Genomic DNA, 24,752 nt, shown 5'->3' with positions numbered 1-24,752 from the left:
AATCCGACACCGTCCACCTATCGCTGTGCGACGGCGGCAGGCTCGAACTCCCCCGCCGTCATCCCGCCGGACGCCATCGCGCCCAACCACAGAAACCGCACGCACACAACCGCAGGGTAGCTGGCGGATCAGTCCGCGCGGGCGCGTCGCACTCGCAACCAAAGGCAAGAGGTTCGCCTGAGCCGGCGGATCCACAGCGATGTGGATCCGGAGCACGCCGGATACTGGTGCGTACCAATACAATTGGATACAGTGGTGCGCCTGGCACAGCATGGGGGAAACATATGTGGGATCTGCTGCTCGCACCGGTCGCCTACGGGTGGGGGCTGGCGGGCAAGTTGTTCACACCGGGCTATCGGCTCGCACCGTTGGACAAGACCGTCGACGATCTCGGCACGGCCCGCACTGTCATAGGTGTGGGGATCAATCTTCTTGTCCTCGGGAAGTATTCGGACAATGTGGTCGAGGCGATAGTCTTCGATTCCACAGCGCGCGTGATGCTTTCAGCCATGATCGCGTTCCCTGTCTGCCTCATCGCCATGGCCGTGCTCATCGCCGTCACCGAGTCGCCCCACCGCACCACCACCGCCCGCCAGCTGGTCTACCCGCTGCGGACGATGGGAATCTGTGTCGCCGGTATCGCCGCCTGCGTCGCTGTCCCCAGGCTGATGTCGGCCTTCGACGGGCAAGCCGGACCCCTGGTGGGCTTGATCGTTTTGGTGGCGGTGATCGCCTTCACGCTGGCGATTGTGCCGTTCCTGATTCGCGCCCTGTTCCTGATCACCAAGCACTGGTTCAACGCTGTCGACGGGCACCTGTTGCTCGGACCAACCGTGGCTGTAGTCGTGACCTGGACGGTCACCATCATCAACCTCACCACACGGGAAACAACCCTGCTCCCCGCGCCGATCGACCTGACCCTGCTCCTCGGCGGGTGCGCCGCGATCACCGTCCTCGCGGGCATGGAAGGCCATCGCGCACACCAGCTTTACGGTGTGAGCTTCCGCTCAGGAGCATTGCCGCAGCGCTCACACAGGTAGCCGACCGCCGCGACGTTCATTCGTTCGCCACGATGCCCAGCCAGACGTACTCGCGGGCCCGGGTGATCGCGACGAATCGCTGGTTGGCTGCCAGGTCCGCACGGTCACGCGCCGAGTCTCCACGTTCGTCCTCCGGCACCGACTTCGCGAAGTAGGGGTGCAGTACCGCCCGGAAGTCCAGGCCCTTGGCGCGATACACCGTGCCGATTTTGATCATGTCCTCCTCGGCGCCGTCGTAGTTCTCCAGGTTTCGGAACTCGATTCCCCAGCCACGCAATGCGACTCGGAACCGATCTGCTTCTGCGTTGGTGCGGGTGATGAGGGCGGTATCGGAGAGCGGTATGCCCGCTTCGGCCAGCGAATCGAGCGTGACGCGGACCTGGTTCTCGACGTCTTCGTCACTGCCACACCATTTTTCGGCGGTGCCGCCAGTGAGTACGGATTCGGATCGACTCAGGGTGGTGCCCGGTGCGCCGTCGAGATCATCGACGAGGTTCCGGCCTTCCAAGGTTGTGGCGAGTTCGAGCACCGCATCGCAGTTGCGATAATTCACCTTCAGGGTTTCACCGCGTCCGACGATCGGTATGCCGGCTTCCGACAATCGCCATCCACCGGCGTAGATCTGCTGTTGGGGATCGCCGACCAGCAGCAACGCGTTGGGAGTGTTTCCGACGAGGGCGTGCACCAGTCGCAATCCGAGCACGCTCATGTCCTGTACCTCATCCACCACGACCATGGCGTAGTCCTCGTCGGGTGGTTCCCTGAGAATCTCCCGCAGCGCCGCGGCGATCAGGTCGTTGGCGTCGAGGAACCCGGCCCGCTTGCGCAGACTCTCGTACTGCTCGTAAAGCTCCCACACAGCTTCTCGGGCCGGACGCCGCAGGACACCTCGACGACCACGCCGATCCAAGATGGCGTACTCCTCGAATTTCGCGATTCCACGGCCTTTGATCAATCGGTCGATCTCATCACGCCAATACCGGTTGTCGCATTCGATGTCAGCGAGCGGACCCCGGCTACCGACTCGCGACCAAGCCATATTGAAGGCGTTATCGGCCTTCCGAAGGTCCATCCGGTCGGGGAGGTCGCGGCGTGCCAGAAACTCCCCCGCCCAGGAGTGCAGGTTCTTGAATTCCGCGCGTGCGCTCACGTCCGGCGCGAGCTGCGCGAAAGCTCGTTGCTGACACGGTGGCAGGTTGCGAACGAAGGTGGTGAACAATAACTTTCCGGTGGTGCGGCGGGCCCGATGCGCCATCCGATGCAGTGCCACCACCGTTTTGCCCGAGCCGGCCGGACCGGCGATACGCGCCGGGCCGTTGTAGTTACGCGTTGCCAGCGCACGCTGTGCGGGATCGAGGAAGGTCATCCACGTCGGGAAGGGCTTTTCCAGCGCTCGCGTGCGGTCGCCCTCGTACAGATCGGCGACGTCGAGCAGGCCGGAGTCGTCGGCCGATCGTGAAGCTAGCGAGCGATCGACCGACACCCGCGTGTAGGCCCGATCCCGCACCGTCACCGCCTCCGCGATCCGATCCGCCTCGCTCCGCTTCATTCTGGGCTCGGCAGCGAGTAAGGACCGCCACTCCAGAGCGCTCACCACCCGGCACCCCTCGTCTCCGCGAATGTCGGAATGTGGAGCGACGATCCGGACGAACTCGATGGTTTCTGGAACGAAGACATTGCGATGGTTGCCGATAGGCAGGTCGTCGAACAACTGCGCGCAGCGCTCCCGGAACAGGTGAGCCACCGCTTCCTCACGTGGGCGCTCGCTGAACAGCAGGCCGAACACCCCGCCGGGGCCGATCAGAAATGCGTCGGCCGAGCCGGATACCGCGGGCTCCGGACCCCGGACGACCAGGTTCCAACCGCGCGGGCCGTCGACCAGTATCGCCGTTAGAACATCCCGTTGACGAGTAGACATGGGCCTGATGGCGGTCAGGGTATCCACCGCTCGGATTCGCCGGACTTCCCGATCATGACTCGTTTCTCGCGCCACCTTGCCACCTCGGCTCTCGCGACGACGACGGCCGCCCGGATGAACGGCGCTCCACTAGAGTGACGCAATTCCTTTGCGAGCCACAAATTCTGGTCGGTCTGTTCAGACGGCAGTTGGATGCCATGGCGGAGAACAGCAACCCACGGCTACTCGGACTGACGCAGGGTGCCATCCGCTTCGATGGGGACAGCTATTCTGCGTACCCGCCGCCATACTGAGACCGTGGCTCGAGGGCGGGAGAGCCCAGCGAGTTGACATCACCCGCTGTCAGGGGGACGCATGTCGAGACCGGTTCCGATTGATCAGCTACTCCATGCAGTTCGTCTGGAAATCGATGCCGCACTTTCGGATTCACGCGCTGGCGACAGCGTGCCGCTGCGGCTCGCCCACGGTGACGGATCGACCATCTTCGAGTTCGCGGTCGCACGGAAGTCTCCGCCGCATACGAAGGTGCTGATTCGCCGGGCCGGATCCCAGCAGAAATGGATACCTGGGTCCGCGGTCTGGTTGTCGGACGAGCGGGTCCGGGTGACACTCGACAGCCCGGCACACGATGGTCTCCAGACCGCGGAGCTGCGCGAGGACAACACGGCTCCACTTCGAGCACTGGAACGCCGGATCGATACTGCGCACAACACACTCGACCTCGACAAGGCGGGTTGGACGCTCGGGCAGGGTCGGCCGGTGTCCGGCAAGCGGGAGGACGCGGCGAAATGGGTGCGCGGCTATGCCGGTCTGCAGCTGAACGCGCAGCAACGCGCGGCGATCGAATTCGCGCTGGGCGGTGAACTCACCTTCGTCTGGGGACCACCTGGCACAGGTAAGACAGCCGTTATCGGGCACATCGTGGAAGGCTGTGTACGACAAGGACTTCGGGTGTTGTTCGTCGCACCCACCAATGTCGCAGTCGATCAGGCTCTCGAACGGATCTGCGATCTCCTTCGTGAAGAACCCGGATTCGAATTCGGGCTGGTGCAGCGGGCCGGCGAGATCGAACTGCCGTCCCTGATGGACCGATACGGATCAGCGATCGATGTGGATCGACTCGCATCTCGCTTCGACTCGGACCTGTCGATTCAGCTTGCGGCAGCGCAGATCTCGAGGGAAGGCGCCCAGCGCAGGCTCGAGAACCTCGAGGAACTCGGCATGTTGCTCCGATGGCAGGAGATCGAACGAGAACTGTCGGAGATCCGCCGCGAGATCGGGGAAATCGGCCAGCCTTCTGGAATGTTCGCACAGCGTCGTCAGCGCAGACTCGCAGAACTGGACAACGCGATTGCGTCCCTGCGCAGTGAGCAGGTGAACATCAAAGCGCTGCTTGCGCACAGCGACCGCCTGGAGCCGAGGCGCGTCCCACCGCAGGATCGGATCGATCAGCGAATCGATGAGCTCAACCGGGAACTGGACGGAGTTGAATTCGAGGCCGTCAAAAGCGATCTCGAGACAGCTCTGCAGGCCGTCGTGGAATTGACCGAGCGACGGAGCAAGATACGCGAACTGCTGGCACAATCCTGTCGAGTGCTCGGCACTACTGTGGCACGCACGATCCAATCCGCACGCGTCATGGACGAAGTCGATGTTGTGGTGGTGGACGAAGCCGCCATGGTGAATCTCCCATCAGCGTGGTGCGTGGCGGGCATGGCTCGACGACGCATCGTCTTCGCGGGCGACTTCCGTCAGCTTCCCGCGGTAACCCGGGCATCGAATGAACGCGGTCTTTCCGCGGACGACCGCGATCATGCCCGGCTGTGGATGGATCGCGATGTCTTCCACTCCGCGGGTCTGGTCGGGCCCGATGGGGTTGTCAGACCCGACCCTCGGCTGGTCGCCCTGACCCAGCAGTATCGAATGCGTTCCGCGATCTGCGAGCTGGTGAATACGATCGCCTACCCGGATATGCCCTTGACCACCGGCCGGATCGACTCCACGTCGGTGTCCGAGGACTCCCTCGTGGCCAGTCCGCTCGTACTGATCGATACGTCGGGAGCTCAGCAGCGCCTAGGTACCAGCAATACGGGAACCCCGACCGCAAATCCGGTGCACGCCGCGATCATTCATGAGTTGGTGCGTGCGCTGCAGTATGAAACGGTTCTACCTGCCCGTTACGCGAACGAGGGCAGAGCCGACTCGACACTCGCGGTAATCACCCCTTACCGCGACCAGGTTCAGTCCTTGACGGCAAGCCTGAACTACCGGTTCGGTGAGAAGTACAACGGAATGGTGGACACCGTGCACCGCTTCCAAGGCAGCGAGCGGCCGATCGTCATTATCGATACCGTGGCCGGAGCTTCCTCGAAAGTCGGCACCTTCTATGAGAGCGCGGGGCTGTCATCGAGCACGTGCCGCCTGCTGAATGTCGCGGTCAGTCGCGCCCGCGATCACTTGGTCGTAGTCGCCGACCTGAACTTCCTGCGCGAGAAGCTGCTGCCGCGCGGCGAAGCCCGCAAAATGATCGACCACCTGGCCACCTACGCGTACTACATCCCGGTCGATCAGTTGGTACCTATTCGTTCGGCCGACGAACTGGGCCGAATGCCCGCCGACGAACGCAACCGACCTGCCTTCTTCCCCCATGACGAAGTACCACTCGCCGTCGACTGGGACTTCAAGAACGCGCGGTCCAGTATCGACATCTACTGTGCATTCCTCGATACGGACGCCGTCAATCGCTGGCTGCCACGACTACAACCTCGAATCGATGCGGGGGTGACGGTGCGAATCCATACCCGGAATCACCAACCGGATTCGCGCGCAGGACGTTTGGCTTCACGACTGCGTGCCGCCGGTTGTGAAATGCAGCAGCGCGAGCAGATGCACGAGAAAGTCGTCATCGTCGATGAAGAGATCCTGTGGCACGGCTCGCTGAATCTGCTGGCCAACCGTGGCCCCACCGATCTCATGATGCGAATCACCGATCGTGGGTCCTGCGAACGGGTCCGGAAGATCATCCAGCGTGCTCAGCGGGATCGGTCCGACGATCACAAGAAGGCCGAGCGCCGTTCCCCCAAGCCATCGACCGTCGCCGGAGACCGGCGATACCTCCGTGGCGATGTTCCGATGTCAGACAATGACGAGATCAAACGTGTTGCTCGCGGACGGTGGGATCCGAAGCGAGGGCAATGGTGGGTCAGCATCGACGTCCCCATCGAACTTGTTCAGAAGTGGTTGTAGGAGTATCGGATTCCGCAGGCTCACCGCCGTTGCGCCCGGCACAACGCCGGGCACAGCCTATTGTTCGGCCGGTACGAAATAGCCCCGATCGCCAACCTTCGGCGGGATTGGGCTCAGACGGGTTTCCGGAGTCAGTGCACCCTCTTTGGCGCGTTGGAACAGTCCGTCGCTTCGCAACACCTTCAGCACCTGTTTGGGGGTCTGCCCCTCTATGAAGATGTACCAATCGTACGGGTGATCGGTCGGGTTGGTGCTGGGGAAGTTCTCCCAGCAGTACCCGGGTAGATCTGCACGGGTGTTGAGGACATCCCTGCTGATGCCTTGGCCGGCGACTATCATTCGATCCCATCCGTCCGCCCAACCGGCGGCAGTTGTCAAGTCCTGCAACGTGATTACATCGGGGCTGGCCGAGCGGTTGTACACGGTGTTCACCAGATTCTGCGACGACCCCAACGGCTCGGCCTTCGAGTTGAAGTCGAATACGCCGGTGCAGTCCCCGGCCATTCCGTCGGACTGCAGCGGGCTCGTGCTCGAACCGCAGGCAGCGGCCAGGAAAGCCGTGAGCAAGCAGGCTGCCATGGTTGTGGGCTTACGCATCATCCTCGCTTCTTCGTCGGCAGGCGACGTCGATGGGCCGGGGCGGGCCGATTCACCTCCGACCCCGTTCCACCGGCCATTGTCTGAATCTTGGCTATCGCCGACCAGGAGACTCATGCCCAGCTATTCGGAGTCGACGAGGGGCGGGTGCCGATGCAGCGGTCGCACTGTAACAAGCGGATCGCCTGGTTTGTACGACCGTACCGATATGCTCCAGCCCAACCGATGTCGAAGGGCGGATCATGACCTACGAGCAGCCTCAGTCTTTCCCGGATCCGAATATGTATCAGCCGTTTCCCGGGGCGGCTCAGCCGTATCCGGGAGCTGCCGTTACGGGGCCTCGGACGCCTCCGCCGACGGTGACCTACGCGTTCTATCTGATGTTGGCCGGGGCGGTGCTCGGGGTGCTCGGGATTGTTGTTGGGTTCACGCAGTTGCCGGCGGCGCGGGAGAAGGCGGCTGAGGCTTCTGGTGGGGTGCTTGCGAGTGGGGATATCGACACCATTGTCATGGTGTCGTTCGGGTTCGGGATCGTTCTCGGGGTGTTGTCGGTGGGGTTGTGGGTGTGGATGGCGTTCATGAATCGGGCGGGGAGGAACTGGGCGCGGGTCACCGGGACTGTGTTCTTCGGGTTGTATTCGGCTTCGATGCTGTTCTTGTTGATGCCGGGGGCGGAGGGTACGGCGGTGTCGCTTGCTGTCAGTGTGGTGACGTGGCTGGTCGGGCTCGCGGCGGTGATCCTGTTGTGGAACAAGCAATCTCGCGCTTACTTCCAGCCAGCGCCGGTATATCCGACCTATCCCGGCTATCCGCCGTACTCCGGGCCGTATCCGCCGCAGTAGCACCGGCTGCGGCAGGATACTGGGAAATACTGGTAGACACTGGCATCCGAGGGAACGTGCGGCTAATGTCTGTGCCGTGAGTGATTCGCCAGATGCCTTGGAAGAGAGGATCTCTGAGCTTCGGAGTTCTGTTCGGCGGGCCGTTTCCGGTGGGGATCGGACTATGGCGCGGCAGTTGCGGGCGCAGTTGCGGCAGGCTGAAAAGGATTGGGAGGCTGTTGTTCTCGGTGGGGGTGAGGACGCTGAGGACATCGAGGATGTGGGTGGGGCCGGGGTGCCGGTGCGGGAGCATGTGCATCGGGCGTTGACGTTGTTGTCGGTGCCGGCTGCGCCTCGGTTGATTGTCAGCGTGCATGAGGGGTTCTTTTCGGGCGAACTGGTGGCAGCCCGGTTGACAAGTTTGCGCAGGGATGAGGAACGCAGCTTTCGGGGGGCACCGTTGGCTCGGCCCTATTACATTTGTGCGGCCCTGACGGTGGATCTGCTGGCGCCTGCGCGGGGACTGATGGCAGTCAGTACGTGGCCGTTGGAGCGGCGGGTGGTGGGGCCGCTCAGTGCGCGGACGGACCTGCTCACGGCGGTAATTCGGCTGGCGGAACATGTTTCAAAGGCCGAGCGGGTTTCGCCCTCTGGGCATCGGGTGCTGCGGCAGCTTTCGGCGACTATTCCGGGGGTTCGGAGTACCGGGCTCGAGGTGGATGCCGACGCTGTTATCGCGGCGGCGCGCGATGAACTCGCGGTGCATCAGCAAGTAGATGTCGGACAGCGGTGGGATGCTGCTCAGCGGGCGGCGGTGCAGCTGCGGGATCCGGCTGCGCAACTGTTCGGCACACGGTTCGGAAGTACTCGGCGACAGGGATCAGGAGGGTCCGCGGGATGAACGAGTTGTCGGCGCGGCTGGAGGAATTGCGTGGTGGCGCACCGGCTTGTCGGCACAACGCGCGAACTATTGCGGCGTTGACCAGTAATCCGGGGTGTTCGCGGCGGGCGGTGCTGGATGCGGCCGCTGTCGACAAGGCGGCTGTGGCGCAGGGGTTGGGGTTTCCGGCGCAGTTCGGGCAGTCGCAGTTCGCCATTACTCGCGGGAATGCGTTCGAGGCGATGGTGAAGGCCAATGGGTGTGCCGAGTTGGTGGCACTGCTGCGGGCCAAGCTGGGGTTGACCATTCCGGAGGTCGCCTACGACGATTTGAATTCCGTGGGGGACAACACCGGGAACAATGTGCGGTATCAGCGGACTCGGCAACTCGTCGCGCGGGCGCTGAAGACCGGCGAGGGGACGCTGTTCGATCATCCGATGCTGCGGTTGGAGATCGCGGGAGCGCCTGCGTTTCTCGAACCGGATCTGGTTGCGGTGCAGATCGATGGGCTGTTTCATATTGTCGAGATCAAGGCGTTCGCCGTCATCGACGGGCAGGCCGATCCGGAGCAGGTTGCCGCTGCCGCGCGGCAGTCGGCGGTGTATGTGCGGGCGCTACGGGAACTGGTCGAGGAGCTCGGGGAATCGCCGGATCGGGTGTCGCACAATGTGATTCTGGTGTGCACCAAGGATTTCACCAACCGGCCTACCGCGGAACTGGTGGATGTCCGGAAGCAGCTGGCCGTCATCACCCGGCAGTTGTCGCGATTGACTTCCATCAAGGACCTTGTCGAGATACTGCCTGCTGGAATGACTTTCGAGCCGGGAGACGATCTCGGCAAGGCTGTCGGAGCAGTGCCGGGGCGATACGCGCCGGAATGCATGTCGAGTTGTGAGCTGGCATTCTTCTGCCGAAACGAGTCGCGGGCCTGCGGGTCCGTCGACATGCTCGGGCGGGGCGTGTGCGATCAGCTCGGCGGAATCGACAGCATCGGAATGGTTCTCGCGCTGGCGGACGGGTCCATGCCGGCGGGTGAGGAGCATGCGGATATCGCTCGAGTGCTGCGGTTCGCGCATCGGCTGCGGCAGGAGGTCGCCGGGTGAGTGTGCTGACCGCACTGGCGCGGTTGGAGGCCACGCGAGCCGGGCGGGCGCAGCGGATTGCCGATGTGCGGCACTGTCATTCGGCGGAGCGGCCGCTGGTCATGATTCCGTTGCGGATGGCTGGGGAGACGGCGGCGCCGCTGGCGGTGATGCTGGGGTTCTCACAGGCCGAACCACGGGTGTTGTTCGTGCCGCAGCCGCGAGACCGGGTGCTGCAGTTGCGGTTTGCGGCGGAACTGGCCGAGGTTGTGCTGCCGTATCTGGCGTCGTTCCTGGAGGACACCGAGGAGATCGCGGGCAAGGACGGGGAGACGTATCAGCGGTGCCTCGACGCGCCGCAGGTGTGGGTGCCGAACTCGGGCGGAATCTCGTTGCTGCAGAAGCTGGGTCGCAGGTTGCGGTTTCTGAAACCGGATGGGCCGAACCCGCTGCCGGAAACGGTGCCGCTGCTCGGGCGGTGGCTCACCTGGTTCGGCGATCGGGCCGAACATCCTGGATCCTCAATACTTTTGGCGATGACGACCGTGCTCGGAATGCATTGGGCTTCCGGGCAATCCTCGCTGGAAGATGGGAATCTGGCGGCGCTGCTGGGGTGGATCGATCCGCCGGAGGGACTCACCGGGCAGCAGGCGGCAGCTTTGGCGGAAGATCCGTTGCGTTCGCCGCCCGCAGGCCCGGCGACCGATCCTGGATATGACAATGAGGAACTGGCGCCGCTGATTTCGGCGTTCAACAATGCGGTCGACGAGCGGGCCATCGATACCGCGCTCGAACGACTCGAGCTGTCGGTGCGGCAGCAGTTGGAACCGACCTGGGCGCTCATGTGGCGGGGGCTGGAACTGCTGCAAGCACTACCCGAGGGCGCGAGTGTGGCCAAGCGGTGGGATCGGGATCGCGGCAGCTTTTCGCGGTTCATGGACAGCATCGAAGAAGGGGTGCCGCAGGCGCGGCGGGATCACGCCGTGAGTGCGGTGCGGCGGCTGCTCGACCGCGAGCAGGCGCTCGATGCGCTGGAAGCCCAACGGGCATACGACGATCCGCGGGTGATGGCAGAGCGCCGGCTCACCGGGGAAGCCTTCCGCGGGGTGGTCGTGCAAAGCGACCCGACCCGGGTCGACACCAGCGGGAAGCGGCCTACGCTGCGGCCGCGCATTGTCGTCGAAACCGAGGACCCGTTCACCGCCGAGATCGGCAGCAAACTGTGCAGTGTCGAACGCCGGAATCAGAAGGGCACGGTGGTGTCCATCGAGGACGGCACCATCGTGCTCGAGCTATCCGGTGGGATGGGCCGCAAGCTTGTCCCCGAGGAAGGTTCCGTCCCCGAGGCCGGTGCGCAGGTCTGCTTCGCCAGCTTCGGTGACGACTATCAGGCGCCGCCCAAACTGCCTGCACGCGAAGAGACTCCGTGGACGCACGGCGGTCCCCCACCGGAGTGGAATCCGGAAACCGAAGAGGCTCAGGAGGAATGGTCGTGAGCACCGCCGATCAGGTCGTCAACAATGTGCTGGCCGATCTCGACCGGGACTCCGATCGGGCCGTCGTGGTCGACTCTCCGCCTGGTGCAGGGAAATCCACGCTCGTGGTGCGGGCCGCGCGGCACCTCACCCGTGGCGGGGATCAGCGGATCATCGTGGCGCAAACCAACGAACAGGTCGACGACCTCATCGACCGGCTCGCCACCGAAGACCCCGGACTACTGATCGGGCGGGTCTCGGCCGGAACGTACGACCCTTCCGAACGCGTTATGGCGCACCCGAACGTCAAGATCGCCAAGAGTCCGACGGATCTGGCCGACCGCAATATCCTCATCGGCACCGCCGCCAAATGGGCGACCGTGTCGGAGGGCAACTGGTCCTGGGCCATCGTCGACGAGGCGTACCAGATGCGCTCCGACATGCTGCTGCGCATCTCCAGCCGCTTCGAACGCGCACTGTTCGTGGGCGACCCCGGCCAGCTGGACCCCTTCGCCACCGTGGACACCGCACGCTGGGCCGGCTTGTCCTGGGATCCCACCATGAGCGCCGTCAGCGTCCTGCTCGCCCACAACTCCGACATCCCCATGCATCGACTACCGGTGTCCTGGCGACTGCCCGCCTCGGCGGCCACCGTCGTCTCCGACGCCTTCTACCCGTTCACCGGATTCCGCGCAGGCACCGAACCCGCCCAGCGCAGAATGGAATTCGCCACCGCCGGCGGCTGGGGCGGGCCCCTCGACAGCGCGCTCGACGAAGCCGCGCTCACCGGTTGGGCCTGGTACGAACTGCCCGCCCGCCACACCATCCGCACCGACAGCGAAGCCATCGCCGCGATTGCCGCACTTACTGTCCGCCTTCTGGAGCGCGGCGCGACAGCCCACTCGGAACGCGGCTCCAACCCGGTGACGGCCGACCGCATCGCCGTCGGCACCGCCCACCGCGACCAGGCCGCCGCCGTCCGCGCCGCCCTCCAAGGCACCCCCGCCGCCACCGTCACCGTCGACACCGCCAACCGCCTACAGGGTCGCGAGTACGACGTAACCATTGTCCTGCACCCCCTTTCGGGCCGCCGCGATGCCACCGCCTTCCACCTCGAAACCGGCCGCCTCTGCGTCCTCACCTCCCGCCACCGCCACGCCTGCATCGTCGTGGGCCGCGCCGGCATCCCCGAACTCCTCGACGCCCACCCCTCCACCGAACCCGTCCACCTCGGCGTCCCGGTCAAATTCCCCGACGGCTGGGAAGCGAATCAATCCGTGCTCGCCCACCTCGCCGAACACCGGATCGCAGCCGCGGCGCCTCGCACCTGACCGGGAGGGGCGGGAGCGGGAGGGTGTTCAAACGGGTGCGGAGGAGGCGAGCCATGGCTCGGTAGTGCTCCTGGGCTACGGCGCCGAGAGCGAAGTCCTGTTCCAGTTCCGCCCGGTCCAGGGCGGCTCGGATCGCCAAGACGGACTCGGCTTGTGCGCGGAAGGCGTTCGTCGACAGGCGGGTCGCTACCAGAGTTGGGGTTTCGGACTTCAGCTGATCGAGGAAATCGCCCACACGGGTGGCGTCCGCCAACGTGATGTCGACTGCGGTGCCTCCGTGGCGGTGGTCGACCTGGGTTACCAGGAGGTGGGAGCGGCCGGCTCGGTGGAAGGCCGCGAGCAGGAAGGTGATGTCTCGCTGGGGGCCGGTAATGGAAGTGCAGCCGGAAACTGTTGTGCGCTCCGACAATTCGGCGACCCAGGCGGGGATGGGGACACCGGCGGCGAGCAGTCGGTCGGCTGCGGTGGCGGCGGCTATGGCGGGCTTGCCGCGGGTGAGGGTGGCTATGGCGCGCAGTACCGCGAGGGACTTCGGGGAAGCCACCGACGCTATGCCGGGGATGGCGGTGTCGATGATGGCTTGGTCGAATCGGGGGCCGGTGGTATCGAGGTTTCGGGTGAGGGCCTCGAGGAGGAAGGTTGCGAGGAGTTCCGCTTCGAGGGGGTCGGCGCGGAACTCGAAACCTGCTACGGCGGAGGCGAACTTGCGGTGCAGAGTGAGTGGGTTCATGGCTGGTCACGCCTCGAGGGTCTGGTTGATTCGGTTCATATCGAAACCGGCTGGGCCGGGTTCGGGCGCGACGGACCGGCGGCCGCCTGTGCAGCGGGGATAGCGCACGTCTTGCTCGGGGGCCGACAGTCGTGTGAGCAGAATGTGGAGTTCTCGTTGCTCGTCGGGGTCGTAACGGTAGGCCAGACGCGCGTTCTGACCCTCCGCGATCTGCTCCAGGGTCAGCGATTCGCTTCGGTGGCCACCGCAGTCGCATTCGATATTCGTGAAGGCGCCGGAGCGGGTCAGAAAGAGGTAGGGGTGGACGGTTTCCCAGCCGAAAGCCGCTTGGAGCACCCGGTGCAGGTGCTCCAGGGTGATATCGAAAGGGACCTCGAGACGGCGCCAGATCGTTGGATAGACCTCTGGGAGACGGACTTTGAGGTGAGCGATCGGTGCTCGGCCGTCGGACTCCCCGCGGCGGGGCGGCAAGTCCATGAGGGAGCCGTCTACGTCGTGAGGAACGGGAGCGGCCGGCAGGCCGGCCAAACGGGCCCGGACGAGCTTGGCCAGGGCACGGTAGTCGTCCTCGTTGTCGATGTCCTCCTGGGCGTCGACGGACGAGCGCAGGATTTGCCGGGCGTGCCAGTACCTGTCGGACCGGATCTCCAGGGCCGATTCCAGTTGAGTACGAAAGCTCGCCGGGGACAACGGCTCTGACACCTGGTCGGGCATGGTCTCGCGCAGGTCGTCGAGGAACTCGCTCACCCGCGTATGCGCCGACAGGCTGAGGTTGACCACGCCGCCATCATCGAGGTGGTCGACCGCGGCGACCAGTACGTGTGAGCGGCCGGCACGGTGAATGGCTGCCAGGAGCAACACGACATCGTCCTCCGGCTCGGACACACGAGTGCAGTCGGATACCGTCACCGGTTCGGACAGCTCGGCTACCCAGGGCGGCACGGCAACGCCTTGCGCGATCAGCCGGTCGGCTTCGCCGGCTGCGGTCATGGATACCTCGCCCACCGTGAGTGCGGCGATGGCTCGCAGGATGGCGACCGCTTTCGATGAGGCCGCAGCGGCGATTCCGGGGATCGCGATATCGAGAACAGCTCGGACGAACTGGGATTCGACGTCACCCGGGTCGTCGGCAAGGGTCTCGAGCAGGTAGGCGGCCAACAACTCCGCATCCAGCGGATCCTCGAAGGGGTCGAATCCTGTTACGGCCGAACCGAACTTGCGGCGCAGGTCGGCGAGCTCCGCATATTCGGAGCGGGACGGCTTGCCGCGCTTACCGGCCTTGCGGCCACGGCTTACTGGGGTCATGGCGGCGAGCCTGCCAGGCACAACGGACGATCGAGCTCGACTACGAGTTCTCGCGCACGACACGCCGTTTCGATGTTTGGGGTGCGAACGAACGAGTAGGTTGCGGGGATGTGGTGGGGTGTTCTCCGCGTATCGGGGGCCATATGTGTCGGGCCGCTCATCGCGGCACACGGCGGGCAGTTCGCACTCATCCTCGGGTGGGGAATCGTCGTTTGCACGGTGCTGTACGAGGGAACGACCTGGCAGCGCGGGACGCCGAGGTGGACGGCGGTCGCGGCGACAACGTTGGTCTTCGGCACGCTGGTGCCCGGCAGTACCGCGGTGCCGATCGCCTATCTGAAGGCGGTCGGGGAAACCACATCCGGCGTGGTTGTCGATCGATATTGCCATCGGATTCGCGGGCAGAGTTCGGATTGCTGGATTCGGCTCGCGGGTCCTGATGGGAATCGATTGGGTGGACGCATGGAGGAGACGGCGAAGCGGCATGCGGTGGGTGATCGGATCGTGGTCACACATGATCCGCTCGGAATTGTCGGACCGAAGCCGGCTGACGACGTGCGGTATGAGCTGCCGATGTTCTTGCTGTTCCCGGGAATTGCGCTGTTCGTGGGGTTCACCATTTTGTTCCGGAAACGCAGAAACCCCCTGACCGAGGTCAGGGGGTTTCGCGAATGATGTTCCGGCGGTGTCCTACTCTCCCACACCCTGTCGAGTGCAGTACCATCGGCGCAGGTGGCCTTAGCTTCCGGGTTCGGAATGGGACCGGGCGTTTCCCCACCGCTATAGCCGCCGTAACTCTATGAAACTGTCACGCTTGCGCGCCCTTCCGGGCTGCGAGCATGCGTGTGTTGTTTCAGATACCGCACAGTGGACGCGTAGCTTCTTTGTTGGTAAGTCCTCGGCCTATTAGTACCGGTCACCTGCACCAGTTACCTGGCTTCCAGTTCCGGCCTATCAACCCGATGGTCTGTCGGGGGCCTTACCCCATCAAGTGGGTGAGAAACCTCATCTTGGAACAGGCTTCCCGCTTAGATGCTTTCAGCGGTTATCCCTTCCGAACGTAGCAAACCAGCCGTGCTCCTGGCGGAACAACTGGCACACCAGAGGTTCGTCCGTCCCGGTCCTCTCGTACTAGGGACAGCCTTCCTCAAGTTTCTGACGCGCGCGGCGGATAGAGACCGAACTGTCTCACGACGTTCTAAACCCAGCTCGCGTGCCGCTTTAATGGGCGAACAGCCCAACCCTTGGGACCTACTCCAGCCCCAGGATGCGACGAGCCGACATCGAGGTGCCAAACCATCCCGTCGATATGGACTCTTGGGGAAGATCAGCCTGTTATCCCCGGGGTACCTTTTATCCGTTGAGCGACACCGCTTCCACTTGCCGGTGCCGGATCACTAGTCCCGACTTTCGTCCCTGCTCGACCTGTCGGTCTCACAGTCAAGCTCCCTTGTGCACTTGCACTCGACACCTGATTGCCAACCAGGCTGAGGGAACCTTTGGGCGCCTCCGTTACATTTTGGGAGGCAACCGCCCCAGTTAAACTACCCACCAGGCACTGTCCCTGAACCCGATCAGGGTCCGAGGTTAGAGGTCCAATACGATCAGAGTGGTATTTCAACGACGACTCCCCAGAAACTGGCGTCCCTGGATCAAAGTCTCCCACCTATCCTACACAAACCGTACCGAACACCAATACCAAGCTATAGTGAAGGTCCCGGGGTCTTTTCGTCCTGCCGCGCGTAACGAGCATCTTTACTCGTACTGCAATTTCGCCGAGTCTGTGGTTGAGACAGCAGAGAAGTCGTTACGCCATTCGTGCAGGTCGGAACTTACCCGACAAGGAATTTCGCTACCTTAGGATGGTTATAGTTACCACCGCCGTTTACCGGGGCTTAAATTCTCAGCTTCGCGCCGAAGCGCTAACCGGTCCTCTTAACCTTCCGGCACCGGGCAGGCGTCAGTCCGTATACATCGTCTTACGACTTCGCACGGACCTGTGTTTTTAGTAAACAGTCGCTTCTCTCTGGTCTCTGCGACCTCACTCAGCTCGATCCGCAAGGGATGTCACCAAGCAAGGTCCCCCTTCTCCCGAAGTTACGGGGGCATTTTGCCGAGTTCCTTAACCACAGTTATCTCGATCGCCTTGGTATTCTCTACCTGACCACCTGTGTCGGTTTGGGGTACGGGCCGTGTATCAACTCACTAGAGGCTTTTCTCGGCAGCATAGGATCACTGAATTCGCCTCAATCGGCTACGCATCACCTCTCAGGCTGTATGCGGTGCGGATTTGCCTACACCACGCCCTACAGGCTTACACCAGGTATTCCATCACCTGGCCCAGCTACCTTCCTGCGTCACCCCATCGCTTGACTACTACAGCCAGGGTCGTATGCAGCCACTTCCGGCCTCCCGAAGGAGGTCCATCCGCTTTTGGATACTTAGCACAACTGATTCGCCATTGGGCGCGGATACACGGGTACGGGAATATCAACCCGTTGTCCATCGACTACGCCTGTCGGCCTCGCCTTAGGTCCCGACTCACCCTGGGCGGATTAACCTGGCCCAGGAACCCTTGGTCATTCGGCGGACGAGTTTCTCACTCGTCTTTCGCTACTCATGCCTGCATTCTCACTCGCGCAGCCTCCACGGCTGGATCACTCCGCCGCTTCCCTGGCTACACGACGCTCCCCTACCCATCCACACTCCTGGCCCGAAGGCGGGATAATGTGTGAATGCCGCGGCTTCGGCGGTGTACTTGAGCCCCGCTACATTGTCGGCGCAGGATCACTTGACCAGTGAGCTATTACGCACTCTTTCAAGGGTGGCTGCTTCTAAGCCAACCTCCTGGTTGTCTTCGCGACCCCACATCCTTTTCCACTTAGTACACGCTTAGGGGCCTTAGCCGGCGATCTGGGCTGTTTCCCTCTCGACTATGAAGCTTATCCCCCACAGTCTCACTGCCGCGCTCTCACTCACCGGCATTCGGAGTTTGGCTGACTTCGGTAAGCTTGTGGGCCCCCTAGGCCATCCAGTAGCTCTACCTCCGGTGAGAAACACGCGACGCTGCACCTAAATGCATTTCGGGGAGAACCAGCTATCACGGAGTTTGATTGGCCTTTCACCCCTACCCACAGCTCATCCCCTCAGTTTTCAACCTAAGTGGGTTCGGGCCTCCACGACGTCTTACCGTCGCTTCACCCTGGCCATGGGTAGATCACTCCGCTTCGGGTCCATAGTGTGCGACTCACTCGCCCTATTCGGACTCGCTTTCGCTACGGCTCCCCCACACGGGTTAACCTCGCCACACACCGATGACTCGCAGGCTCATTCTTCAAAAGGCACGCCATCACCCCACAATGAGGGCTCTGACGGATTGTAAGCGCACGGTTTCAGGTACTATTTCACTCCCCTCCCGGGGTACTTTTCACCTTTCCCTCACGGTACTAGTCCGCTATCGGTCACCAGGTAGTATTCAGGCTTATCGGGTGGTCCCGACAGATTCACAGCAGATTTCACGGGCCCGCTGCTACTCGGGTGCCCATCACAACAGCCAGATCGTTTTCGTCTACAGGACTCTCACCCTCTACGGTTGGCCGTCCCAGACCAATTCGACTAACGCTCTGGTTTCTTACTGTTGCCTAGTTCGGCAGAACTAGGAAGATAGGTCCCACAACCCCAAGAACGAAACGCCTGCCGGCTATCACGCGCTCCTGGTTTAGCCTCTTCCGCTTTCGCTCGCCACTACTCACGGAATCACTGTTGTTTTCTCTTCCTGTGGGTACTGAGATGTTTCACTTCCCCACGTTCCCTCCACACGCCCTATATATTCAGGCGCGGGTAACACGACATCACTCGTGCTGGGTTTCCCCATTCGGAAATCCTCGGATCTCAGCTCGGTTGACAGCTCCCCGAGGCTTATCGCAGCCTCCTACGTCCTTCATCGGCTCCTGGTGCCAAGGCATCCACCGTACGCTCTTACACACTTACTAACAAAGATGCTCGCGTCCACTGTGCAGTTCTCAAACAACACACCCGCATCGAATCGGTTTTCCAGGACCTGACCGGCGAGGCCGGCGGTTTCGAGGAGATCCGAGCGGATCGTTATCTTGCCTGGAAAGAAACGCGAAACGCGTATTCTTTCAGGACCCAATAGTGTGTCGGTATATTCACCGCGCTCGAAGACTTGGCTCCGAACTTGGTGCGATGAAAGTTGTCAGTGTTCCACCCATGAGCTCCGCCGGACTACGTGTGAGTCCGAAACGGCTCTGGCGCAGTCTCTCTCGACTGTTCGAGGTGACATGCGCTAGATGCTCCTTAGAAAGGAGGTGATCCAGCCGCACCTTCCGGTACGGCTACCTTGTTACGACTTCGTCCCAATCGCCAATCCCACCTTCGACAGCTCCCTCCACAAGGGTTAGGCCACTGGCTTCGGGTGTTACCGACTTTCATGACGTGACGGGCGGTGTGTACAAGGCCCGGGAACGTATTCACCGCAGCGTTGCTGATCTGCGATTACTAGCGACTCCAACTTCACGGGGTCGAGTTGCAGACCCCGATCCGAACTGAGACCGGCTTTAAGGGATTCGCTCCACCTCACGGTATCGCAGCCCTCTGTACCGGCCATTGTAGCATGTGTGAAGCCCTGGACATAAGGGGCATGATGACTTGACGTCGTCCCCACCTTCCTCCGAGTTGACCCCGGCAGTCTCTCACGAGTCCCCGCCATTACGCGCTGGCAACATAAGATAAGGGTTGCGCTCGTTGCGGGACTTAACCCAACATCTCACGACACGAGCTGACGACAGCCATGCACCACCTGTACACCGACCACAAGGGGGGCCATATCTCTATGGCTTTCCGGTGTATGTCAAACCCAGGTAAGGTTCTTCGCGTTGCATCGAATTAATCCACATGCTCCGCCGCTTGTGCGGGCCCCCGTCAATTCCTTTGAGTTTTAGCCTTGCGGCCGTACTCCCCAGGCGGGGTACTTAATGCGTTAGCTACGGCACGGATCCCGTGGAAGGAAACCCACACCTAGTACCCACCGTTTACGGCGTGGACTACCAGGGTATCTAATCCTGTTCGCTACCCACGCTTTCGCTTCTCAGCGTCAGTTACTTCCCAGAGACCCGCCTTCGCCACCGGTGTTCCTCCTGATATCTGCGCATTTCACCGCTACACCAGGAATTCCAGTCTCCCCTGAAGTACTCTAGTCTGCCCGTATCGACTGCAGGCTCGCGGTTGAGCCGCGAGTTTTCACAATCGACGTGACAGACCGCCTACAAGCTCTTTACGCCCAGTAATTCCGGACAACGCTCGCACCCTACGTATTACCGCGGCTGCTGGCACGTAGTTGGCCGGTGCTTCTTCTACAGGTACCGTCACTTGCGCTTCGTCCCTGTCGAAAGAGGTTTACAACCCGAAGGCCGTCATCCCTCACGCGGCGTCGCTGCATCAGGCTTTCGCCCATTGTGCAATATTCCCCACTGCTGCCTCCCGTAGGAGTCTGGGCCGTGTCTCAGTCCCAGTGTGGCCGGTCGCCCTCTCAGGCCGGCTACCCGTCGTCGCCTTGGTAGGCCATTACCCCACCAACAAGCTGATAGGCCGCGGGCCCATCTCGCACCAGTAAACCTTTCCAACACCAAGCATGCACTCGGTGCTCATATCCGGTATTAGACCCAGTTTCCCAGGCTTATCCCAGAGTGCGAGGCAGATCACCCACGTGTTACTCACCCGTTCGCCGCTCGTGTACCCCGAAGGGCCTTACCGCTCGACTTGCATGTGTTAAGCACGCCGCCAGCGTTCGTCCTGAGCCAGGATCAAACTCTCCGTTGAAGACTCTCAACCACACTCCGAAGAGTGCAATCAGAAGTAAACGTGAGTCCGAAAACCCAGCAAAATAAACGCCAGCTCGGAAATTAAGCTGACTAAATGTCCGACCCTCACACGGGGGGTGAAGATCGGAACCAATAAAACATTGGCACTGACATTCATCGACACACTATTGAGTTCTCAAAGAACACACGCACAAACGAACTCCCGGGCGCTTGTCCCGCTCGTTCGTGAGGCAACTTTTACAGCTTAGCCCAGCCGTCGCAGCAGAACCAAATCCGCTGATCAGGGTGGAACCAGTGTGATCATCAGGCGCTCCTCGTCCAACCTCGTTTCCCAGGCCCTTGGGGCTCCGGGTCGGTGTCCGTGTCGCTCTGACCTGGAATAAGTTACGTGTCGCTACAAAGCAATGTCAAATCGGCTGGTCAGAGCGATTTTTGCGGGCTTCTACTTGATGATCTTCGTAATCTGCCCCGCCCCGACCGTGCGGCCGCCCTCGCGGATGGCGAATTTGAGGCCGACTTCCATGGCAATGGGCTGGATCAGCTTCACCGACATATGGACGTTGTCGCCCGGGAGCACCATCTCGACGCTCTCGGGGAGCGTGACCACGCCGGTGACATCGGTCGTACGGAAGTAGAACTGCGGGCGGTAGTTGTTGAAGAACGGTGTGTGCCGACCGCCCTCCTCCTTGGAGAGGATGTACGCCTGGCCCTCGAACTCGGTGTGCGGCGTGACCGTGCCGGGCTTGATGACGCACTGGCCGCGCTCCACATCCTCACGGCGGATACCGCGCAGCAGGAGTCCGACGTTCTCGCCGGCCTGGCCCTCATCCAGCAGCTTGCGGAACATTTCGATGCCGGTGACCGTGGTCTTCGTGGTCTTGGGGCGAATGCCGACGATCTCCACCTCGGCATTGACCTTGAGGATGCCGCGTTCGATGCGTCCGGTGACCACGGTGCCGCGGCCGGTGATGGTGAAGACGTCCTCGATGGGCATGAGGAACGGCTTCTCCACCTCACGGGCGGGCGTGTCGATCCAGGAGTCGACGGCCCCGAGCAGTTCGACGATGCCGGAGCCCCACTCCCCGCCCGGATTCTCCAGCGCCTGATAGGCGGAGATGCGGACCACGGGGCTGTTGTCGCCGTCGAACTCGTATTCGTTGAGCAGGTCCTGGACTTCCATCTCGACCAGCTCGAGGATCTCCTCGTCGTCGACCATGTCGCATTTGTTCAGGGCCACAACGATTTTGGGGACGCCGACCTGTCGGGCCAGGATCACGTGCTCCTTGGTCTGTGGCATGGGGCCGTCGGTGGCGGCCACCACCAGGATCGCGCCGTCCATCTGGGCCGCGCCGGTGATCATGTTCTTGATGTAGTCGGCGTGGCCGGGGCAGTCGACGTGGGCGTAGTGCCGGTTCTCGGTCTGGTACTCGACATGCGCGATGGAGATGGTGATGCCGCGCTGCCGTTCCTCCGGGGCCTTGTCGATGGCGTCGAAGGGGGTGAACGGATTGAGATCCGGATGTTGTTCGTGCAGCACCTTGGTGATTGCCGCCGTCAGCGTGGTTTTGCCGTGGTCGATGTGGCCGATGGTGCCGACATTGACATGCGGCTTGGTCCGCTGGAACTTCGCCTTCGCCACTGCGATCCTCCTGTGCGCCCGTGGGATCCGAGGCGGACATCGGGGAGGGGTGAGGACACCGCTGGACAATGCCCGACTGCGGTGTCGATTTCAGAGTATTGGGCTGGTCGGGTGAAAGGTCGGAAATGAACTGATCAGCAGTCGAGCGGGATTGACGACAGGTTCCTACAATCCGGGGATGTCGTTGACGTGGCCTTTCGCGGGCCGGGGTGAGGAACTGTCGCGAATCCGGCGGGTGCTGGGAAGCGGCGGGAGCGTGGTGCTCGCGGGCGGGGCCGGGGTCGGGAAGAGCCGGCTGGCGGCGGAGGCCGCGCCGGGGGCCGCGCGGGTGCGCGGGAGCGAAGCCGCGAAAGCGCTGCCGCTCGGGGCATTCGGGGCACTGCTGCCCGGGGAGGCGGTGACCGACAACCTGCTGGGATGGGCGGGGCAATTGGTGCGGAAGGCCGTGCGCGGGGTGCTCGTCGTCGATGACGCACATCAACTGGATGCGGTGTCGGGGGCGCTCGTGCGGCAACTGGCGGACAGCGGGCAGCAGCTCTTGGTGACTGTCCGGTCCGGAGAGGCATGCCCGGAGACGATCCGGTCGCTGTGGCGGGAGGGACCGGCGGAACGCATCGAATTGGAGCCGCTCTCCGATGCCGATGCGGCCGAGGTGCTCAGGCGGGTACTGGGCGGATCGGTCGAGAACGCCGAGCGGCTGATCTCGCTCAGTCGCGGGAACATGCTGTATCTGCGGGAATTGGTGAACGAGGCGGTCACGCGCGGGGAACTCACGCAGCAGGATGGCGTGTGGCGCTGGAGCGGGGCGGCACCGCTCTCGGGACAGCTGCGCGAGCTGATCACCACCCGCATCGGGGCCTTGACCACCGCGGAGGCGGAGGTGCTCGAACTGGTCGCGCTCGGCGAGCCGATCGAGCTGAACATACTGCTCGCCGGGGAGGATCCGCAGGCGCTCGCGAGCGCGGAGGAGCGCGGGCTCGTCACGATCGCGGACGAGGCCGGTACCGAGGTTCGGCTGACGCATCCGCTGTACGGGGAGGTCGTCCGGGCGGGACTGCCGCGACTGCGCACCATGAACCGGTATCGACGGCTGGTCGAGCTGCACGACACCGATGGTCGCGGGGACCAGCTGCGGATCGCGTTGTGGCGGTTGGAGGCTGGGATGAGCTCCGAGCCGGGGCCGTTGCTGGCGGCGCTGCGGCTGGCCTGGGCGGGGTACGACTATCCGCTGGCCGAGCGATTCGGGTGGGCGGCAGTGGAATCGGGGGCGGGGCCGGAGGCAGCGGTCTTGCTCGCGCCGGTGCTCGGGTACGGCGGGAAGCTGGATCAGGCCGAGGCGGTGCTGGCGCAGGCGTGGGAACAGCCGTGTGATGAGCGGACTCGGACATTGATGATCTCCACGCGGTTGAACATTCTGGCGACGCTGGGGCGCGCCGAGGAGGCCATCGCGCTGGTGGAGACGGCGGAGATGCTGCTCACCGAGGCCGAGAACCGGCAGGAGCTGATGTTCTGGCAGTCGTCGATCCACTTCGCGCTGGGGCATTTCGACAAGGCGCTCACCGTGGTGGACGCGATACTCGCGGACCCGGTGAGTGTTCCGATGCGGGCGCAGGCCGTGGGACAGCGGGGGTGGATTCTCACGTTCATAGGGCGGACGGTGGATGCGCTGGCCGATGTGGAGGCGGCGCTGGACTGCCGGGAGCAGTGGCAGGACGCGGTGCCGGTGTACGTGCGCGCCTTGCAGGGGATCAAGCAGATCGCCGCTTCTTTTGCCGGTGAGCTCGAAACAGCCGCCACCGCAGTGGAATTGGGTGAGACGACGACCGGGGAAGGCACCGACTGGGCGGTGTCGGAGGCCGAGAACGCGCACGCGCGCGGCGCCTTGGAACGGCAGCGCGGGCGGGTTCGGACGGCGGCACGTCTGCTCGCAATCCCCACTCCCGGAGTCGCTTTGAGCGATATGCAGGCGCATCGATGGGCTGAGCTCGCGACGGCCGCGGCATTGGCCGGGGATGTCGAGACTGCCGAAGCGGCGCTCGCCCAAGGTGCGGAGACGGCGCTCGAGGTGGTGCTGGGCTTCGGCGTCGATCTGGCGCGGCCGTGGATTGCGGTGGCGCGCGGGGAATTCGCGCGGGCCGGGGAAATCGCGCTCGACAATGTGGAGCGCATGCGGCACGCCGGGGCGATCACCCAGGCGGTGGTGGCCGGTCACGATGCCGTGCGGCTCGGATGCGCGGCGGGTGTCGCGGAACAGCTCGCAGAACTGGCGATGAGCTGTCAGGGCGAATTCTCCCGGGCCGCAGCCGATCACGCGCGTGCGATGGTGGCGAACGATGGATCCGAGCTGACGGCTGTGTCGCAGCGATTCGAAACACTCGGCTACCTCTTGCTCGCCGCTGATGCCGCGGCCCAGGCCGCCGATGTCTTCGACAGGGCGGGCCGCTCCGCATCCGCCCGCTCGGCGACGGCCCGCGCTCGGCTGCTCGCGGACGCCTGCGAGGGCGTGATCACGCCCGCGCTGGCACGCCTCGACGCACCGCGGCTCACCCCGCGAGAACTGGAGATCGCCCGGCTCGCGGCCGACGGGTTGCCGAACCGCGACATCGCGGAACGACTCGTCCTGTCGGTGCGCACCGTGGAAAACAACCTGCACATCGCCTACCAAAAGCTCGGCGTCGCCAACCGATCCGAACTGTGCGCACTGCTGCGCGCGGGCACAGCGGACTGGCGGGGATAGCCTGCGCCGGGAGGAATACAGGGCGATCCATCCCACAATGGCAGTGCGACGGCCGGCGGGTGCGGCGGCCGGTTGTCGGGGTGAGGTCGCCGGGGGCGCGCCGGTGCCGCC

Annotated in this window: 14 protein-coding genes and 3 rRNA genes; 9 read left to right on the top strand and 8 right to left on the bottom strand. The window is 63.3% G+C overall.

Annotated elements, in window-relative coordinates; genetic code table 11:
* Positions 1-368 precede the first annotated feature (368 nt).
* A complete protein-coding gene (locus tag H0264_RS15790; RefSeq protein ID WP_181584656.1) occupies positions 369-1,040 on the top strand; it encodes a hypothetical protein in 672 nt (223 codons plus the stop codon).
* Between the two features lie 16 nt (positions 1,041-1,056).
* On the opposite strand, the gene H0264_RS15785 is transcribed toward H0264_RS15790, so the two are convergent.
* Complete coding sequence (locus H0264_RS15785) at positions 1,057-2,826, bottom strand: UvrD-helicase domain-containing protein (RefSeq protein ID WP_181584655.1); 1,770 nt, start codon at positions 2,824-2,826, stop codon at positions 1,057-1,059.
* 486 nt (positions 2,827-3,312) lie between these two features.
* Between H0264_RS15785 and H0264_RS15780 the strand changes: the two genes are divergently transcribed.
* Positions 3,313-6,204, top strand: coding sequence for an AAA domain-containing protein (locus H0264_RS15780; RefSeq protein WP_181584654.1), 2,892 nt, complete (start codon positions 3,313-3,315; stop codon positions 6,202-6,204).
* A 57-nt stretch (positions 6,205-6,261) separates the two neighbouring features.
* Here the strand turns inward: H0264_RS15780 and H0264_RS15775 are convergent, their stop codons facing one another.
* Positions 6,262-6,804 carry a hypothetical protein gene (locus tag H0264_RS15775; RefSeq protein ID WP_181584653.1) on the bottom strand — a complete coding sequence of 181 codons (543 nt, stop codon included), beginning with the start codon at positions 6,802-6,804 and terminating at the stop codon, positions 6,262-6,264.
* 239 nt (positions 6,805-7,043) lie between these two features.
* Here H0264_RS15775 and H0264_RS15770 point away from each other — a divergent pair, with 239 nt between their 5' ends.
* From H0264_RS15770 to H0264_RS15750, 5 genes are all read left to right on the top strand, one after another.
* On the top strand, positions 7,044-7,643 hold the full coding sequence (locus H0264_RS15770; RefSeq protein ID WP_181584652.1) for a hypothetical protein: 600 nt from the start codon (positions 7,044-7,046) through the stop codon (positions 7,641-7,643).
* A 163-nt stretch (positions 7,644-7,806) separates the two neighbouring features.
* On the top strand, positions 7,807-8,523 hold the full coding sequence (locus H0264_RS15765; protein WP_231086709.1) for a hypothetical protein: 717 nt from the start codon (positions 7,807-7,809) through the stop codon (positions 8,521-8,523).
* Positions 8,520-9,605, top strand: coding sequence for a hypothetical protein (locus H0264_RS15760; RefSeq protein WP_181584650.1), 1,086 nt, complete (start codon positions 8,520-8,522; stop codon positions 9,603-9,605). Before H0264_RS15765 ends, H0264_RS15760 begins: the two co-directional genes overlap by 4 nt.
* Positions 9,602-11,080 (top strand): hypothetical protein, encoded by a 1,479-nt coding sequence (locus H0264_RS15755; protein WP_181584649.1) that lies wholly within the window; start codon positions 9,602-9,604, stop codon positions 11,078-11,080. Before H0264_RS15760 ends, H0264_RS15755 begins: the two co-directional genes overlap by 4 nt.
* Positions 11,077-12,390, top strand: coding sequence for an AAA domain-containing protein (locus H0264_RS15750; protein WP_220139989.1), 1,314 nt, complete (start codon positions 11,077-11,079; stop codon positions 12,388-12,390). Before H0264_RS15755 ends, H0264_RS15750 begins: the two co-directional genes overlap by 4 nt.
* Here the strand turns inward: H0264_RS15750 and H0264_RS15745 are convergent.
* Positions 12,302-13,120: a hypothetical protein gene (locus H0264_RS15745; protein WP_181584647.1), complete on the bottom strand. Its 819-nt coding sequence runs from the start codon at positions 13,118-13,120 to the stop codon at positions 12,302-12,304. The two genes, H0264_RS15750 and H0264_RS15745, sit on opposite strands and share 89 nt — an antisense overlap.
* A gap of 6 nt (positions 13,121-13,126) precedes the next feature.
* Complete coding sequence (locus H0264_RS15740; RefSeq protein ID WP_181584646.1) at positions 13,127-14,425, bottom strand: plasmid pRiA4b ORF-3 family protein; 1,299 nt, start codon at positions 14,423-14,425, stop codon at positions 13,127-13,129.
* A 108-nt stretch (positions 14,426-14,533) separates the two neighbouring features.
* On the opposite strand from H0264_RS15740, the gene H0264_RS15735 reads away from it, so the two are divergent.
* On the top strand, positions 14,534-15,100 hold the full coding sequence (locus tag H0264_RS15735) for a hypothetical protein (RefSeq protein ID WP_181584645.1): 567 nt from the start codon (positions 14,534-14,536) through the stop codon (positions 15,098-15,100).
* A 2-nt stretch (positions 15,101-15,102) separates the two neighbouring features.
* Here H0264_RS15735 and rrf read toward each other — a convergent pair.
* From rrf to tuf, 4 genes are all read right to left on the bottom strand, one after another.
* A 5S ribosomal RNA gene (gene rrf, locus H0264_RS15730) occupies positions 15,103-15,219 on the bottom strand.
* Positions 15,220-15,311: 92 nt separating this feature from the next.
* Positions 15,312-18,417, bottom strand: a 23S ribosomal RNA gene (locus tag H0264_RS15725).
* 329 nt (positions 18,418-18,746) lie between these two features.
* Positions 18,747-20,263, bottom strand: a 16S ribosomal RNA gene (locus tag H0264_RS15720).
* Together the 16S, 23S and 5S rRNA genes form the textbook arrangement of a ribosomal RNA operon.
* A 444-nt stretch (positions 20,264-20,707) precedes the next feature.
* Complete coding sequence (gene tuf, locus H0264_RS15715) at positions 20,708-21,904, bottom strand: elongation factor Tu (protein WP_181584644.1); 1,197 nt, start codon at positions 21,902-21,904, stop codon at positions 20,708-20,710.
* A 178-nt stretch (positions 21,905-22,082) separates the two neighbouring features.
* On the opposite strand from tuf, the gene H0264_RS15710 reads away from it, so the two are divergent.
* A complete protein-coding gene (locus tag H0264_RS15710) occupies positions 22,083-24,641 on the top strand; it encodes a helix-turn-helix transcriptional regulator (RefSeq protein WP_181584643.1) in 2,559 nt (852 codons plus the stop codon).
* Positions 24,642-24,752: the final 111 nt, after the last annotated feature.

Origin of the sequence: Nocardia huaxiensis (genome assembly GCF_013744875.1) — a bacterium.
In the GTDB taxonomy this organism is placed as follows: Bacteria; Actinomycetota; Actinomycetes; order Mycobacteriales; family Mycobacteriaceae; genus Nocardia; species Nocardia huaxiensis.
This window is presented reverse-complemented; position numbering and strand designations above follow the sequence as displayed.

Excerpts from the sequence above, each read along its gene's own strand:
- H0264_RS15780 (WP_181584654.1), top strand. The coding sequence starts at position 3,313 with ATGTCGAGACCGGTTCCGATTGATCAGCTACTCCATGCAGTTCGTCTG.
- H0264_RS15775 (WP_181584653.1), bottom strand. The coding sequence starts at position 6,804 with ATGATGCGTAAGCCCACAACCATGGCAGCCTGCTTGCTCACGGCTTTC.
- H0264_RS15770 (WP_181584652.1), top strand. The coding sequence starts at position 7,044 with ATGACCTACGAGCAGCCTCAGTCTTTCCCGGATCCGAATATGTATCAG.
- H0264_RS15765 (WP_231086709.1), top strand. The coding sequence starts at position 7,807 with ATGGCGCGGCAGTTGCGGGCGCAGTTGCGGCAGGCTGAAAAGGATTGG.
- H0264_RS15760 (WP_181584650.1), top strand. The coding sequence starts at position 8,520 with ATGAACGAGTTGTCGGCGCGGCTGGAGGAATTGCGTGGTGGCGCACCG.
- H0264_RS15745 (WP_181584647.1), bottom strand. The coding sequence starts at position 13,120 with ATGAACCCACTCACTCTGCACCGCAAGTTCGCCTCCGCCGTAGCAGGT.
- H0264_RS15740 (WP_181584646.1), bottom strand. The coding sequence starts at position 14,425 with ATGACCCCAGTAAGCCGTGGCCGCAAGGCCGGTAAGCGCGGCAAGCCG.
- H0264_RS15735 (WP_181584645.1), top strand. The coding sequence starts at position 14,534 with ATGTGGTGGGGTGTTCTCCGCGTATCGGGGGCCATATGTGTCGGGCCG.
- H0264_RS15710 (WP_181584643.1), top strand. The coding sequence starts at position 22,083 with ATGTCGTTGACGTGGCCTTTCGCGGGCCGGGGTGAGGAACTGTCGCGA.